The following is a 14,410-nucleotide window of genomic DNA, read 5'->3' on the forward strand; positions in this document are numbered from 1 at the left end:
ATGACTCAAGCAACTCATCTTTTAATCGTTGGGCCACCGGGTGCCGGCAAAGGTACGCAGGCGGGAAAAATTGCGGAACGTTACGGTGTTCCCGCCATTTCAACCGGTGATATTTTTCGCGCGAATATAAAAAACCAAACTCCGCTTGGCAAAGAGGTTGCTGCGATCATTGAGCGTGGCGAGCTGGTTCCAGATGAGATCACAAACGCGATTGTTGCCGACCGTATCGCGCTTGATGATGCGCAGCAGGGATTTCTGCTCGACGGCTACCCTCGCACAGTAGATCAGGTGCACGCGCTGGATAAAACACTTGAGCCGGCCGGCGGGCAGCTTGACGCTGTAGTGCTGCTTGAGGCTGACACCGAAGAGGTTGTGCAGCGCCTCCTGAAACGAGCAGTTGAGCAGGGTCGTGCAGACGATACCGAAGAGGTTATTCGCCACCGTCAAAATGTGTATGCTGCCGAGACCGCGCCGCTTATTGAACTCTTTAAAGAGCGCGGCATTTTGGTTACAGTAGACGGGCTTGGGACGATAGACGAAGTAGCAGAGCGTATCGCTGCTGCTCTGAAAGAAAAATTGGGTCGCTAAGTTTCATTATGGTTCGCTCACTCCGCAAATCTATTTATAAATCTCCCGCTCAGCTGCGACTGATGCAGGAGCCCAACCGCATTACGGCCTTGGCGCTGCAAGCAGCGAAAGAGGCCTGTGTGGCTGGCGCAACCCTGCTGGATGTTGATCGCGCAGCAGAGGCGAAGATCCGCGAGCTTGGAGCAGAGCCAAATTTCATGCTGGAGCCGGGCTACAAGCACACGATCTGCGCAAACGTAAACGACCGGGTTGTGCACGCTGTGCCGGATGATTACGTGATCCAGCCGGGCGATATTGTGTCGATCGATTGCGGTGCTGTTTTTAACGGATGGCACGGTGACAGCGCACTCACCGTGGTTGTTCCAGATCCTGATAATCCAGAAACTGTTGCCCGCCGTCAGGCATTGAGCGATCACACCAAAGAAGCTATGTGGCGAGCGATAGCCGCCCTCGCAACCGCTAAAGAGCTAAACTCAGTCGGCGGAGCGGTGGAAGATTATATTTCTGAAAACACCGATTATTCAATCGTTGAAGAGTACATTGGCCACGGCATTGGTCGCTCGATGCACGAGGCGCCGCCGGTCTACACATACTGGGTGAACGGTCGCACCGCAGAGGTAAAACCCGGTCTGTGTGTCGCAATTGAGCCAATCATCGCTGCCGGTAGGCCTGAAACCGTCACCGATAAGAATGACGGCTGGACTGTGCGCATGGCCGACGGCAAAGATTCTTGCCAGTGGGAGCACTCTGTCGCAGTGCACAAAGAGGGAATTTGGGTGCTCACCGCACTCGACGGTGGCAAAGAGGGGCTTGCGCCATTTGGTGTCACCCCGGTTCCCATTCCGTAAGTAAGCTATGAAAACTCCAAACATTGCTGTTGCAGAGCGCAGCCATGTGGGAAACTACCGCGCCATAAACGAGGATGCGGTGCTTACTGCAGCGCCTGTTTTTCTGGTTGCTGACGGTATGGGTGGGCATCAAGCGGGTGCGCTCGCAGCACAAACTGCTGTTGCCTCGTTTCGCGAAACAGTTGCAGGGTTTCCGGCTCTTACTCAGAGGGTGTTTGAACAGGCGCTGGCCTACGCGCGCCAGCGGGTTGCTAAAATCTCAGCCTCGGTGGAGGGGATCGCCGGCTGCACACTCTCCGGGGTTGCGGTAATTGCTGGGGAGAGCGGTTATGAGTGGTTGGTTGCGAACATTGGAGACTCCAGGGTCTACCTGCTGCGAGACAATAAGCTGTCGCTGATCACCAACGATCATTCACTTCTGAATGAAATGCTGCAGGCAGGTTACGATATTTCGGATCCGCGGCTGCCTAAAGCAAATATAATCACCCGCGCGCTGGGCTCAGACGCCTCGCAGGCGGATCTCTGGCGGCTTGAGATGGAACTCGGTGACCGGCTGCTGATCTGCACTGACGGGCTGTCCGGGCAATTAGATGAAAGCACTCTGCTGGAGTGGTTGCGCAGGGGATCGGTTGAGCTTGCCGCTGACCTGCTGATGGAGACAGTGCTTGAGGGTGAGGCGCCTGATAACGTCAGTGTTATTGTGCTCGAAGTTGCCACTGAGGGTGAGTTTTCAGAAGGGGAGCTGGCGCAGCTGCAGGCAGCGCTGCCGCTCGATTTTGAGCGTCGCCGCAGAGAACACCTCGCCAAAGATGTAACTCCATAATTTTTGCGGATCGCTGCGCGCGAGCTATGTTACCTGTGCTCTAGGCTGCGGCAGAAAAATTTAGAAACGCCGAGGAAAATGCGCTTCAATTAGACAAATTTCCTTTTGCGTGGTTCAATTGATCTTTGGTGCTTTGTGTCTACACGAAGCATTCGCAGAGTGATTAATTACTTTAAACGATTGTGAGTATATGGCCGCAAAAGAAGGCGTAATTGAGATGGAGGGTCGCGTACTCGAGGCCCTGCGTAATGCAAATTTCCGCGTTGAGCTTGATAACGGGCACATTGTGACCGCCCACATTGCCGGAAAGATGCGCAAGCACTACATCCGTATTCTTCCCGAAGATCGCGTGATCGTAGAGCTCACCCCGTACGACCTCACCCGCGGCCGCATTAGCTATCGCTACAAGTAAGTCTTCACGAAGTAACGGCCTGCGGCACCCCGCGGGTACGAAGACAGCGAATCTAAGGAAACATCATGAAAGTAAAGCCAAGTGTTAAGCGGATCTGCGATAAGTGCAAGGTGATCCGCCGTCACGGACGCGTCATGGTTATCTGCGAGAACCCACGTCACAAACAGCGTCAGGGCTAATTCCCTGCAGCGTGACGGCTCGCGAAAATCAAAACTAAATAATTACCAAGTGCATCGAAGACCCCACGGATAAAAACCGTGGGTGACACCTTGAGACAGGGGCTCAGGCACCCGGTGCGCTCCACACCTCTGACATAACAACAAGGAGAAGCCACCATGGCACGTCTCGCCGGAGTTGACATTCCACGTGAAAAACGCGTTGAAGTTGCTCTTACTTACATTTACGGCGTCGGGCGCACTCGCGCGCTGAAGACCCTTGCAGAAACCGGCATCGACGGTAACACCCGCGTGAAAGATCTGACCGACGATCAGCTCGTTGCGCTGCGCGACTACATTGAAGGTAACTTCAAGGTGGAGGGTGACTTGCGCCGTGAGGTTGCAGCAGACATCCGTCGCAAGGTTGAAATTGGAAGCTACCAGGGTCTGCGTCACCGCAGAGGGCTACCAGTGCACGGTCAGCGCACCAAGACTAACGCTCGCACTCGCAAGGGTCCAAAGAAGACCGTTGCTGGTAAGAAGAAGTAACCCACCCGTTTTTAAGCTTTCAGGAGAAACTTTCAATGGCTGCACCAAAAGCCGCGGCGCGTAAGCCTCGCCGCAAAGACAAAAAGAACGTTGTAGTGGGTCAGGCTCACATCAAGTCAACCTTCAACAACACCATCGTTTCTATCACCGACACCACTGGCGCTGTTATCAGCTGGCAGTCTTCAGGTGGTGTGGGCTTTAAAGGTTCACGTAAATCTACTCCATTCGCTGCGCAGTTGGCTGCTGAGTCTGCTGCAAAGAAGGCGCAGGAGCACGGAATGAAGAAGGTAGATATTTTCGTAAAGGGTCCAGGCTCAGGCCGCGAGACCGCTATCCGTTCACTGCAGGCTGCGGGTCTTGAGGTTGGTTCTATCACCGACGTTACCCCGCAGACACACAACGGCTGCCGTCCACCGAAGCGCCGTCGCGTATAAGGTGAGCACCCGATTTCTAGCGGTTAACCGTTATAAATCACCAAAATTATCAACCTTTTAGCCCGCATTTGAGTCATATAGCGGACTCATCAGCGAAAGGATTTTATAGTGCTCATCGCACAGCGACCAACTCTTACAGAAGAATCAGTATCAGAATTCCGCTCACGTTTTGTTATCGAACCGCTCGAGCCCGGCTTCGGTTACACCCTCGGTAATTCACTGCGCCGCACCCTGCTGTCATCGATCCCGGGCGCTGCTGTAACCAGCGTTCGTTTTGAGGGTGTTGCACATGAGTTCACCACCATCCCGCACGTGACTGAGGATGTAACCGAAATCATCCTCAACATCAAGGGACTTGTTGTTTCAAGCGAGCATGATGAGCCGGTAAGCGCCTACCTGCGCAAGTCGGGTGAGGGCGTTGTTACCGCGGCTGATATTTCAGCTCCTGCCGGTGTTGAAATTCACAACCCAGACTTGGTTATTGCAACCCTGGGTGAAGATGCTCAGTTCGAGCTCGATCTGACGATTGAGCGCGGTCGTGGCTACGTTTCAAACAGCCAGAACCGCAATGATGATGCAGAGGTCGGCCGGATCCCTGTCGACTCAATCTACTCACCAGTGCTAAAGGTTAGCTACCGTGTGGAAGCTACACGTGCCGGTGAGCGCACCGACTTCGACCGCCTCGTTGTCGATGTTGAGACCAAGCCAGCTATTAGCCCACGTGACGCAGTGGCATCTGCCGGTTCAACGCTTGTTGAGCTCTTCGGTCTTGCGCGTGAGCTGAACACCGCTGCTGAGGGTGTTGAAATCGGTCAGCCGGTTGTAGAAGTTGCAACAGACAGTGAGCTTGCAATTCCAATTGAGAATCTCGAGCTTTCAGTGCGCAGCTACAACTGCCTTAAGCGTGAGGGCATCAACACCGTGAGTGAGCTCGTAGCGCTCTCAGAAGCCCAGCTAATGAACATTCGCAACTTTGGTCAGAAGTCAGTTGTGGAGATCCGCGAGAAACTCACTGAAATGGGTCTCTCACTCAAGGATGCCGTGCCTGGTTTTGACGGTTCGAATTTGTACAGCTACGAAGAAGACAACTAATAGAGCTCGTTTAACGACTCATTCCTAGGAGTAATGAATTATGCCTAAGCCAACTAAGGGTGCACGCCTCGGTGGCGGTCCAACCCACGAGCGCATGATCCTCAATCAATTGGCTGCGCAGCTTTTCGAGCACAAGCGCATCCAAACCACTGAAACCAAAGCAAAGCGTCTGCAGCCGGTGGCAGAGCGTCTGGTGACTTTCGCGAAGCGTGGTGACCTGCACGCACGTCGTCGTGTTATGCGTCAGATTCTTGACAAGTCTGTTGTGCACGAGCTCTTCACCGAGATCGCACCACAGCTTGCTGAGCGTGATGGTGGCTACACTCGCGTTGTTAAGACTGGATTCCGCAAGGGTGACAACGCGCCAATGGCGGTTATCGAGCTTGTGCTTGAGCCAGTAGTAAAGAAACAGCGCGCTGCAAAGCCAGCTGAGGAGCCTGTTGCAGAAGAGGTCGCTGAGGAAGCTGCCGCAGAAGAGACCGTTGAGGCTCCTGCTGAAGAAGCAACTGAAGAGGAGAAATCAGAGTAATCTGCGCTCTATCTTTCTAAGAAGAACCCGTCACGATCGTGTGGCGGGTTCTTTTTTGTATAGCAAAACCAACTTACGAACGCGGAAAGAAGCTTTAACCGCGCGACTTAAAAACGGGGAATTGCAACCCGGCGCATCTCCGCAGGATCTGTTACTAGCTTGCCTAAAGCCGCACGGATTGATTCCGCATAAACTGTGCCACCGGCAGGGTGCGGATGGATCCCGTCGCCCGCTAAGAGTTCAGGGTGCGGTGAGACGCTACCCGTCCAGTCAGCTAGTGCAATCCCTCTATTTTCAGTGCTCACTCTTGCTAGAGCCTCGTTTACTCCCGGAATCCAATCGCGCTCAGCGTGCGCGTTGATCAGCACGATCCGATGTGTTTTAGCCAGCTCACAAATATATGCGAGATCTGCATCCGTAATGGCGCCGTTAGTGCCGAGCCCGAACACGACTGTTTCGCGGAGGGTGCCTGCCGCAGACTGCTCTTTTGCAAGCTCTAAGCCCGCAGTCATGGAACGAGAAACAGCGGCGTCAAGCTCGATCCCTGGGAACTCATCGTATAGCTCTCCCGCTGCAGCGAGCATCACTGAGTCGCCGATTGCGCTAATTTGTGTGCCGCTTGGGAGCACCGGAGCAGTTGGATCAAAATCAGCGGCCGCCTGGGCGGCTGCCTGCGCTTTAGCTGCCTCTTGTTTGGCAGCCTGCTGAGCGGCCTCCTGAGCCTTTCGTTTTGCCTCAGCCGCCGCCTTTTCGCCCCGCTCTATCGCAATCTGCGTGGAAGTTTTAGCCGGCTGATTTGCTAGTGCCCAGCCGGTCGCGGGGACGCAAACGAGAGTCACCGCTACAAGACAGGCCAGAATTAGTCTGGCTCTTGAATTGTGCGCGCGTGGACTGATCGCAAGTTTTACCACGCCACGAATGCCGTGGCGACGAATAGGCTGCTCAACGAAGCGGAAAGAGAGGTGTGCAATCGCAAAAGTGCTCGCAGCCACTATGACAGCGACGGTCAGCTGCCGCAGAGTGCCCTCGCCTGGGCCAAAGGCTGCATCAGTAATAACAAGGATCGGCCAGTGCCAGAGATAGATGCCGTATGAGCGCATCCCGATATAGCGCATAACCGGGTTGTCGAAGAGCCTGCCTGGGAGGCTCCCATCCCGCGTAATGACAGCGACTGTCAGCAGACTTAAGAGTGTGGCGCTTAGAATTCCACCTTGAAATATGAATGATGAATCTTCGTGCAGGGTGAAAGCAAGAGTAAGCAGCCCGCCTATGCCGATGACTGTTCCGGCCAGATACAGGGTTTGTTTCAGAAACCCAGGCTTACGGTAGGGGTGGGGCGCTGTGTGCAGGATGATTGCGAGCACCGCACCAAAGATAAGACCGAAGCTGTGGGTGTCGCTGCCGAAATAGATGCGGCTCGCCGCCGATCCGCCCAAAGACAGTAGGTGCATAGCGGTAGCCGAAAGCAGACCTAAGGAGCCGAGCACAGCAATCAGCTTGCGGCGACTTGGCCGCCTGAGCAGAAAGAGCAGCACGAGCGGAAGCAGTAAATAGAACTGTTCTTCAACACCCAGAGACCAAGTATTGCGAAAGAGCTCAGGCGTGTCTTTCGTGAAATAATCGGCACCGCTGGCAACAAAAAACCAATTGCTAACAAAAAAGACTGTAGAAAAAAGCTGCCCACCCAAAGCGTAGAGCAGATCGCCGCCGAAGATGCTTGCTACTGCGGAGCAAACAAGCAGTGTTAGGAATAGGGCGGGCAAAAGTCGCCGCGCGCGTCGCTGCCAGAACGCAGGTAGATTTATGCTGCCCGAAATTGTGTGTTCACGCAGGATGAGGGATGTAATCAGGAAGCCTGAAATTGCAAAGAAAACATCCACACCAAGAAAACCACCCGGCAGCGCATCAGGGAGGAGATGGTAAATCAGCACCAGGAGCACGGCAATTGCGCGCAAGCCGTCAAGGCCGGGGAAAACCCGATATTTAGCGGCTGCTGGTTTTTGGGGCTGAGACAATTGGTATCCTCACTGGCGTTTGAGGGAGCATAGATAATAATTATATGGAATTTGTCTGCTGCCCGATTCACGTGATAGTCTAAACCCTTGGTGCACGTTGTTGCGCCCGAATGTGAGCCCTCCGCCGGCACCAGCGCCTTTGCGAAGTGTCAGGAGTGGGATCCACGAACATCTCCATTTCGACAGAAAGCAGCACTTCAGTGACTCGCACATATTCACCAAAGAAAGCTGATCAGCAGCATGATTGGCTGATCATTGACGCAACAGATGTAGTTCTTGGTCGTCTTGCTTCACAGGCAGCAGCTCTGCTCCGTGGCAAGCACAAGACAACCTTTGCTCCGCACATGGACATGGGTGACTACGTAATCATCATCAACGCTGACAAAGTTGTTCTGACCAACAACAAGGCTACAAAGAAGCTTGCCTACCGCCACTCAGGTTACCCAGGTGGTCTGCGTTCAGTCAGCTACACCGAACTGCTCGACAAGAACCCTGAGCGCGCAGTTGAGAAGGCTATCCGCGGCATGCTGCCAAAGAACTCACTTGGCCGTGACCAGTTCCGCAAGCTGAAGGTGTACGCAGGTGCAGAGCATCCGCACGCCGCACAGCAGCCGACCGTATACAACATCGACCAGGTTGCACAGTAACCCCGCGGCGAGCAAGTAAAGGATTATTAAAGTGACCGAAGAGCAGACAGTAGCAGAGAGCTACACCACCGAGACCCCTGCAAGCGAAGCTGCAACAGCTGCGAATCGCCCAGCGCTCACCGTTCCGGGTGCGGCGATTGGCCGTCGCAAGCAGGCAGTTGCCCGTGTGCGCCTGGTTCCAGGCAGCGGCACCATCACCGTTAACGGCCGTGAGTTTGCAGAATACTTCCCAAACAAGCTGCACCAGCAGCTAATCACCGATCCATTCACCGTGCTCGAGCTTGGTGGCGCATATGATGTGACCGCACGCATCGTAGGCGGCGGCCCATCAGGCCAGGCCGGTGCTTTGCGTCTTGCGATCGCTCGTGCACTGAACGAGATTGACGCTGAAAACAACCGCCCAACCCTGAAGAAGGCTGGCTTCTTGAGCCGCGATGCGCGCATCAAGGAACGTAAGAAGGCCGGTCTCAAGAAGGCACGTAAGGCACCACAGTACTCAAAGCGTTAAGCGCTGGAAAGTATTACTGCAATGGCTCGTCTGTTTGGTACGGATGGCGTTCGGGGCCTAGCCGGGGTAGATGTTACCGCCGAGCTGGCGCTGAACCTCTCCAAAGCGGCCGCGTTCGTCCTCGGACGCGAAGCTCGCTTCGAAAGCAGGCGAGCCACTGCTGTGCTTGCACGCGACCCGCGTGTGTCCGGTGAGTTTATTTCAGCAGCGGTTGCTGCCGGCCTCGCCAGCGCCGGCGTCGATGTGTTAGATGCGGGTGTCCTGCCGACACCGGCTGCCGCATACCTTGTGGCAGATACAAAGGCAGATTTCGGGGTGATGATCTCTGCGTCACACAACCCCGCTCCAGATAATGGCATCAAGTTTTTTGCCCGCGGCGGAAAGAAACTCGCTGACGATATCGAAGACGATATTGAAGCCGCTCTCGCGCGCCCGCTGGCCGGCACAACCGGACGTGAGGTTGGGCGGATCCGCCGCTTCTCAGACGCCGAAGATCGCTACCTTGTGCACCTGCTCGGCACGCTTGAAGGGCAGCGCCTTGATGGTTTAAAGATTGTTTTAGACTGCGCGCACGGTGCTGCCGCCGGTATTTCGCCTGACGCATTCAGTGATGCAGGCGCTCAGGTGGTTGTTATCGGCAACGATCCAGACGGTTTTAACATCAACGACGGGATCGGCTCAACCCACCTCGAGCTCCTGCAAGAGACGGTGGTGAAAGAGCAGGCGGATTTCGGGATCGCGCACGACGGAGATGCCGATCGCTGCCTCGCCGTTGACGGAGACGGCAACATAATTGACGGTGACATGATTATGGCGATTCTCGCCCTCTCAATGTCAAACCGCGGCAAACTCGAGCGCAACACCCTCGTTGCTACCGTTATGAGCAACCTCGGCTTAAAACTTGCGATGGCCGATAACGGCATCGACATCGTTGAGACGGGCGTCGGTGACCGGTATGTGCTTGAGGCACTCAACGAACACGGCCTGTCGCTCGGCGGTGAACAGTCTGGTCACGTCATTATGAGCGATTACGCGACAACCGGTGACGGCATCCTCACAGGTATGCACATTGCTGCTGAAGTTGCACGCACAGGTAAAACTCTTGCCGAGCTTGCTAGCTGTATGCGGGTCTACCCGCAGGTGCTCGTGAACGTGCGCGGCGTTGATCGTAATGGTGTCAACGGTGACGAGGTTATCGCACAGGCTGTGCACCAGGCTGAGCTCGCGCTTGCGGGCAGCGGTCGTGTATTGCTGCGCCCGAGCGGCACCGAGCCGGTTGTGCGCGTAATGGTTGAGGCCGCCTCTGAAGAGCAAGCGCAGCAGCTCGCAGACGACCTTGCCGCAATCGTTAAAGAGCGGCTTGCGATTTAGTTCGCGCTAGAGTTTTCTAAGCAGCACTTTTTGGACGCGATGATCCGCCTCTTTCCGCAAAATTAGCGACGCACGCGCTCTGGTTGGGCGAATATTTTGGATCAGATTCGGCTGGTTAATGTCATCCCAAAACCCTAACGCGGTTTGAATCGCCTCATCATCTGACAGAGCTGCAAAGGGTTTAAAGTAAGAGTCTGGATCGGTAAAAGCGCTTTCGCGCAGTCGCAGGAAGCGCTCCAGGAACCAGCGCCGAATATCTGACTGCCTGGCGTCTACGTAGATCGAGAAGTCGAAAAGATCACTGACGGCAAGTGGGCGGCCGGCACCCGGTGGCTGCAGCACGTTAATGCCCTCGATAATTACGATGTCTGGTTGCTTAACAACGGTGAACTGGTCGGGCACAACATCATAAATTAAATGGCTGTAAACGGGTGCTTTCACCGTCGGAACACCGGCTTTAATCTGCGCGACAAACCTGAGCAGGGCGCGGCGATCATAAGATTCAGGAAAACCCTTGCGGGCAGCGATACCGCGTTTTTCGAGCTCTGCATTTGGAAGCAGGAACCCGTCAGTTGTGACCAGATCGACGCGCGGAGTTTCCGGCCAGCGCGCCAAGAGGTCGCGGAGCACGCGCGCTACCGTCGACTTTCCCACAGCAACTGAGCCGGCGATACCGATCACGAAAGGTGTTTTGCGCTCATCCTGCTGCCCTAGAAAGTTGCGGGTGCGACGGTGCATCTCTTGGGCAGCGATCGCATACTGATTGAGCAGCCGACTGAGCGGCAGATAAACATCGGTCAGCTCATTTGTGTCGAGCCGTTCCCCGATGCCTGACAGGCGCGCCAGGTCGCTATCTGTGAGAGGTGAACGCATCCCCTGTGCGAGCTCAGCCCACTTTTGTCGCGGAATCTCGGTGTAGGGAGAGGGGAGTTCGGCTGTTTGGCTGTGCTTCTCAGTCATCACTGTTAATCGTGCCAGACCTTAGCGCTGCTTCGCATTTGGGCGCGCCCAATGCCTCATCGTTTACGGAGGTTTTGCCGATTATTATTAGCGCTATGTGTGGAATAGTAGGTTATGTAGGCCCAAACAGCACCTCAGAGGTTTTGATCGCTGGTTTAGCGCGGCTTGAGTATCGAGGTTACGACTCAGCCGGTATAGCGATTCTTGATAGCGAGCATGAGATTGATGTGCGCAAACGCTCCGGGAAGCTAAAAGAGTTGCGTGAGCTGCTCAAAGACAGCCCAATAAAGCAGGGCAACACCGGTATCGGGCACACTCGCTGGGCAACGCACGGCGGCCCTACTGACGAGAATGCGCATCCGCACCTGAGCGAAGACGGCAGCGTTGCGCTGATCCACAATGGCATTATTGAGAATTTTGCTGAACTGCGCGAAGAGCTTGCTGGCGCTGAGTTTAAAAGCGACACCGACACCGAAGTTGTGGCGGTTTTACTAGGCCGTGAACTGGCGCAAACCGGCGATCTAGAAACCGCGTTTCGCAACATCGTAAAACGTCTGCACGGCACCTTTACGCTGCTTGCGTTTGCAACCGCAGAGCCGGGCAAAATTGTTGCAGCACGGCATCATTCGCCGCTTGTGATTGGGCTTGGCGAGGGCGAGAATTTCCTCGGATCCGATGTTGCCGCTTTCGTTGAGTACACTCGTCGCGCGATCGCAGTTGAAGAAGACAGCATTGCTGTGATTACCCCCGACAGCGTGCAGGTTACCGATTTTGACGGCAATACCGTAGCGACAGAAGAATTTGCGGTTGCTTGGGATCCGGCAGCGGCTGACAAGGGTGGCTGGCCGTCATTTATGGCAAAAGAGATCAGCGAGCAGCCTGAAGCTGTCGCAAACACTGTGCGCGGCCGCATTAAAGATGGGCTGGTTGAGATTCCAGAGCTGGCCGCACTCGGCGATGACTATCTGCAGAACATCAACCGCATTATCGTCCTCGCCTGCGGCACAGCCGCATATGCGGGTCAGGTGGGCCGCTATGCGATTGAAAAATGGGCGCGTGTACCGGTCGAGATTGAACTCAGCCATGAGTTTAGGTACCGTGATCCGATCGTGGACGAGAACACCCTGGTTATTTCAATTAGCCAGTCGGGCGAGACGATGGACACTTTCCTCGCAGTCAGTTATGCGAAAGAGCTGGGCTTAAAGACTGTCTCGGTGTGCAACACGCAGGCGGCAACTATCCCGCGTGAGAGCGACGCAGCGATCTATACGCATGCTGGCCCTGAGGTTGCGGTGGCGTCTACAAAAGCGTTTATGGCGCAGGTTGTTGCGCTCCAGCTTTTCGCGCTGCATCTTGGGCGGGTGCGTGGTGTGCTGGCAGACTCGGATCACCGGCGCGCTGTTACGCAGCTTGAGGCACTGCCGGATAAGGTGCAGCAGGCGGTTGAATCGCAGGAACAGATTCAGCAGCTCGCGCACTGGATGGCTGACACCAGATCTGTGCTCTTCCTCGGTAGGCATGTGGGCTTCCCGGTCGCGCTTGAAGGAGCGCTCAAGCTCAAAGAAATTGCGTATATTCACGCCGAAGGCTTTGCTGCCGGTGAGCTGAAGCACGGCCCGATTGCGCTCATTGATCACGGTCAACCCGTTTTTGTGTTGGTTCCGAGCCCCCGTACCTCACCAACCATGCACTCTAAGGTTGTTTCTAATATCCAGGAGATTCGCTCACGCGGTGCGCGTGTTATCGCGATCGTTGAAACTGGTGACACTGCGGTGCTGCCGTATGCAGACGAGGTAATTCGTGTGCCGCTGGCCGATCCGCTGTTTGAACCGCTGCTGCACATTATCCCGATGCAGTGGTTTGCGCTTGAGCTGTCAACTGCGAAGGGTCTTGATGTTGACCAGCCTCGCAACCTTGCAAAGTCCGTGACGGTTGAGTAAAGCTTATGAGCCAGGGGATTTTCGGCATCGGCTGCGATATTGTCGATGTGTCGCGTTTTGCGGCCCAGCTCGAAAAATCCCCTGGCTTGAAAGCGCGGCTCTTCACGAGCGCAGAGATTGGGCTTCCCCTACGCAGTCTGGCTGCGCGATTCGCCGCAAAAGAGGCGTTAATTAAAGCTCTCGGCGGTGATCACGGGCTGCGCTGGCACGATATTGAAGTGCCTCGAGTGGCAGATGAGCGCCCGAGTTTTTCGGCCACCGCGACGCTGCAACAGCGGCTTGCGGATCTCGGTGTCGCACGCCTACATTTGAGTCTCAGTCACGAAACTGAAACAGCCATTGCCTATGTGGTCGCGGAAGGGGGTTAAATGCGCACAGGAAGTATGCGTTTTGCTGAGGTGAGCCGTAGTGCTATTGCCCACAACGTGCGCCGTGTGCAAGAGGTAACCGGCGCGAATGTTATTGCGGTTTTGAAAGCCAACGGTTACGGACACGGTGCGAATATAGCTGCTGAGGCTGCGCTCGCGGGCGGTGCGCGAATTCTTGGGGTGGCTGACATTGAAGAGGCTTTAGCGCTTAGAGAAGCGGGATTTTTGCCTGATCGTGCAGACATTCTATGCTGGTTGCACGGCGCCGATGCAGATTTCACTGCTGCGGTGGCGGCGGATATTGAGTTGGGTGTCAGCCATGTTGAGCAGCTTGAGGCGGTCGCAAATGCTGCAATACAGTTGAATAAAACCGCGGTGCTGCATTTGAAGTTGGATACCGGCTTGAGTCGCAACGGTGCTGGCCCCGAAGAATGGCGCGAATTTTTCGCTCGGGCAGCTGAACTCGAGAGCACCGGCACTGTGTGGGTGCGCGGTATATTTACCCACCTTGCAAACACCAGTGAGCAAGCAGACCTCGAACAGGGCCGAGTCTTCGATGCGGCGGTCGCGCTTGCCAGAAAGAGCGGCATCGAGCCAGAACTTTTGCATGTGGCCGCATCGGCCGCTAGTTTCACAAGACCGCAGCTGTACTACAATGCGGTCCGCGTTGGGGTTGCAATTTACGGCCTCAGCCCCTTTGCAGATCGCACCTCCGCAGAACTGGGGTTACGCCCTGCGCTGAAGCTGATTGCAGAGATTGTTGCGTTGCGAGAGGTGCCTGCCGGCACAGGTGTGTCTTACGGATCCACCTACAGAACCGAGGCCGATACGGTGCTCGCACTAGTGCCGGTTGGTTACGCCGATGGAATGCCGCGTGCGCTTAACAACACCGACGCCACAGTCAGCGTCGGGGGTGTGAAGCGGCCGATTGTTGGGCGTATCGGTATGGATCAGTGTGTTATCGATTTAGGTAAAGAGCTTGGCGCGCAAGCGAGGCTCGGTGACAGAGTGGTGCTGTTTGGCGACGCAGCAGCTGGTGAGCCGCCGGTAGAAGAGTGGTCGAATCGTTTGCACACAATCAATTATGAGGTTATCGCCAGGCTCGGCGCGCGGCTGCATCGCATCGCTGCCGACTAATTCTCGAGCTTTCTAATCAGTTAGCTGGGCTAAT

At 55.4% G+C, this 14,410-nt stretch carries 17 protein-coding genes; 15 read left to right on the plus strand and 2 right to left on the minus strand.

Annotation, left to right across the window (positions count from 1 at the left end; all coding sequences use genetic code 11):
- From HCR00_RS04720 to rplQ, 9 genes are all read left to right on the plus strand, one after another.
- Positions 1-588: an adenylate kinase gene (locus HCR00_RS04720; protein ID WP_167143198.1), complete on the plus strand. Its 588-nt coding sequence runs from the start codon at positions 1-3 to the stop codon at positions 586-588.
- An 8-nt stretch (positions 589-596) separates the two neighbouring features.
- Positions 597-1,436: a type I methionyl aminopeptidase gene (map, locus tag HCR00_RS04725; protein ID WP_166985881.1), complete on the plus strand. Its 840-nt coding sequence runs from the start codon at positions 597-599 to the stop codon at positions 1,434-1,436.
- Between the two features lie 7 nt (positions 1,437-1,443).
- On the plus strand, positions 1,444-2,259 hold the full coding sequence (locus tag HCR00_RS04730; protein WP_167143201.1) for a PP2C family protein-serine/threonine phosphatase: 816 nt from the start codon (positions 1,444-1,446) through the stop codon (positions 2,257-2,259).
- A gap of 190 nt (positions 2,260-2,449) precedes the next feature.
- Positions 2,450-2,671 (plus strand): translation initiation factor IF-1, encoded by a 222-nt coding sequence (infA, locus tag HCR00_RS04735; RefSeq protein ID WP_166985876.1) that lies wholly within the window; start codon positions 2,450-2,452, stop codon positions 2,669-2,671.
- A gap of 65 nt (positions 2,672-2,736) precedes the next feature.
- The gene (gene rpmJ, locus HCR00_RS04740; RefSeq protein WP_108715249.1) at positions 2,737-2,850 is read left to right on the plus strand and encodes a 50S ribosomal protein L36; all 114 of its coding nucleotides are present in this window, start codon (positions 2,737-2,739) and stop codon (positions 2,848-2,850) included.
- A 156-nt stretch (positions 2,851-3,006) separates the two neighbouring features.
- Complete coding sequence (gene rpsM, locus HCR00_RS04745; protein WP_166985874.1) at positions 3,007-3,375, plus strand: 30S ribosomal protein S13; 369 nt, start codon at positions 3,007-3,009, stop codon at positions 3,373-3,375.
- Between the two features lie 35 nt (positions 3,376-3,410).
- The gene (gene rpsK / locus HCR00_RS04750) at positions 3,411-3,809 is read left to right on the plus strand and encodes a 30S ribosomal protein S11 (RefSeq protein ID WP_166985872.1); all 399 of its coding nucleotides are present in this window, start codon (positions 3,411-3,413) and stop codon (positions 3,807-3,809) included.
- 108 nt (positions 3,810-3,917) lie between these two features.
- Positions 3,918-4,901, plus strand: coding sequence for a DNA-directed RNA polymerase subunit alpha (locus HCR00_RS04755; RefSeq protein WP_166985870.1), 984 nt, complete (start codon positions 3,918-3,920; stop codon positions 4,899-4,901).
- Positions 4,902-4,941: 40 nt separating this feature from the next.
- A complete protein-coding gene (gene rplQ / locus HCR00_RS04760) occupies positions 4,942-5,430 on the plus strand; it encodes a 50S ribosomal protein L17 (RefSeq protein ID WP_167143203.1) in 489 nt (162 codons plus the stop codon).
- 107 nt (positions 5,431-5,537) lie between these two features.
- Here the strand turns inward: rplQ and HCR00_RS04765 are convergent, their stop codons facing one another.
- The gene (locus HCR00_RS04765; RefSeq protein ID WP_167143206.1) at positions 5,538-7,445 is read right to left on the minus strand and encodes an acyltransferase family protein; all 1,908 of its coding nucleotides are present in this window, start codon (positions 7,443-7,445) and stop codon (positions 5,538-5,540) included.
- A gap of 200 nt (positions 7,446-7,645) precedes the next feature.
- On the opposite strand from HCR00_RS04765, the gene rplM reads away from it, so the two are divergent.
- The 3 genes from rplM to glmM are packed head-to-tail and all read left to right on the plus strand — an operon-like array spanning position 7,646 to position 9,971.
- Positions 7,646-8,092 (plus strand): 50S ribosomal protein L13, encoded by a 447-nt coding sequence (rplM, locus tag HCR00_RS04770; RefSeq protein WP_166985864.1) that lies wholly within the window; start codon positions 7,646-7,648, stop codon positions 8,090-8,092.
- A 31-nt stretch (positions 8,093-8,123) separates the two neighbouring features.
- A complete protein-coding gene (gene rpsI / locus HCR00_RS04775; protein WP_166985862.1) occupies positions 8,124-8,600 on the plus strand; it encodes a 30S ribosomal protein S9 in 477 nt (158 codons plus the stop codon).
- 21 nt (positions 8,601-8,621) lie between these two features.
- Entirely contained in the window at positions 8,622-9,971 is a 1,350-nt protein-coding gene (glmM, locus tag HCR00_RS04780; protein WP_167143209.1) for a phosphoglucosamine mutase, read from the plus strand.
- 6 nt (positions 9,972-9,977) lie between these two features.
- On the opposite strand, the gene coaA is transcribed toward glmM, so the two are convergent.
- The gene (coaA, locus tag HCR00_RS04785; RefSeq protein ID WP_166985858.1) at positions 9,978-10,931 is read right to left on the minus strand and encodes a type I pantothenate kinase; all 954 of its coding nucleotides are present in this window, start codon (positions 10,929-10,931) and stop codon (positions 9,978-9,980) included.
- A gap of 95 nt (positions 10,932-11,026) precedes the next feature.
- On the opposite strand from coaA, the gene glmS reads away from it, so the two are divergent.
- The 3 genes from glmS to alr are packed head-to-tail and all read left to right on the plus strand — an operon-like array spanning position 11,027 to position 14,376.
- Complete coding sequence (glmS, locus tag HCR00_RS04790; protein ID WP_167143212.1) at positions 11,027-12,871, plus strand: glutamine--fructose-6-phosphate transaminase (isomerizing); 1,845 nt, start codon at positions 11,027-11,029, stop codon at positions 12,869-12,871.
- 5 nt (positions 12,872-12,876) lie between these two features.
- Positions 12,877-13,239: a holo-ACP synthase gene (locus HCR00_RS04795; RefSeq protein ID WP_166985854.1), complete on the plus strand. Its 363-nt coding sequence runs from the start codon at positions 12,877-12,879 to the stop codon at positions 13,237-13,239.
- Entirely contained in the window at positions 13,240-14,376 is a 1,137-nt protein-coding gene (gene alr, locus HCR00_RS04800) for an alanine racemase (protein ID WP_243854552.1), read from the plus strand.
- Positions 14,377-14,410: the final 34 nt, after the last annotated feature.

This window comes from Canibacter zhoujuaniae (assembly GCF_011752005.1).
Lineage (GTDB): Bacteria > Actinomycetota > Actinomycetes > Actinomycetales > Microbacteriaceae > Canibacter > Canibacter zhoujuaniae.

What these genes read in the sequence shown, in the direction of transcription:
- infA (WP_166985876.1), top strand. Translation starts at nt 2,450, where the DNA reads ATGGCCGCAAAAGAAGGCGTAATTGAGATGGAGGGTCGCGTACTCGAG.
- HCR00_RS04795 (WP_166985854.1), top strand. Translation starts at nt 12,877, where the DNA reads ATGAGCCAGGGGATTTTCGGCATCGGCTGCGATATTGTCGATGTGTCG.
- glmS (WP_167143212.1), top strand. Translation starts at nt 11,027, where the DNA reads ATGTGTGGAATAGTAGGTTATGTAGGCCCAAACAGCACCTCAGAGGTT.
- rpsK (WP_166985872.1), top strand. Translation starts at nt 3,411, where the DNA reads ATGGCTGCACCAAAAGCCGCGGCGCGTAAGCCTCGCCGCAAAGACAAA.
- HCR00_RS04720 (WP_167143198.1), top strand. Translation starts at nt 1, where the DNA reads ATGACTCAAGCAACTCATCTTTTAATCGTTGGGCCACCGGGTGCCGGC.
- HCR00_RS04730 (WP_167143201.1), top strand. Translation starts at nt 1,444, where the DNA reads ATGAAAACTCCAAACATTGCTGTTGCAGAGCGCAGCCATGTGGGAAAC.
- glmM (WP_167143209.1), top strand. Translation starts at nt 8,622, where the DNA reads ATGGCTCGTCTGTTTGGTACGGATGGCGTTCGGGGCCTAGCCGGGGTA.
- rplQ (WP_167143203.1), top strand. Translation starts at nt 4,942, where the DNA reads ATGCCTAAGCCAACTAAGGGTGCACGCCTCGGTGGCGGTCCAACCCAC.
- rpsM (WP_166985874.1), top strand. Translation starts at nt 3,007, where the DNA reads ATGGCACGTCTCGCCGGAGTTGACATTCCACGTGAAAAACGCGTTGAA.
- map (WP_166985881.1), top strand. Translation starts at nt 597, where the DNA reads ATGGTTCGCTCACTCCGCAAATCTATTTATAAATCTCCCGCTCAGCTG.
- coaA (WP_166985858.1), bottom strand. Translation starts at nt 10,931, where the DNA reads ATGACTGAGAAGCACAGCCAAACAGCCGAACTCCCCTCTCCCTACACC.
- rpmJ (WP_108715249.1), top strand. Translation starts at nt 2,737, where the DNA reads ATGAAAGTAAAGCCAAGTGTTAAGCGGATCTGCGATAAGTGCAAGGTG.
- alr (WP_243854552.1), top strand. Translation starts at nt 13,240, where the DNA reads ATGCGCACAGGAAGTATGCGTTTTGCTGAGGTGAGCCGTAGTGCTATT.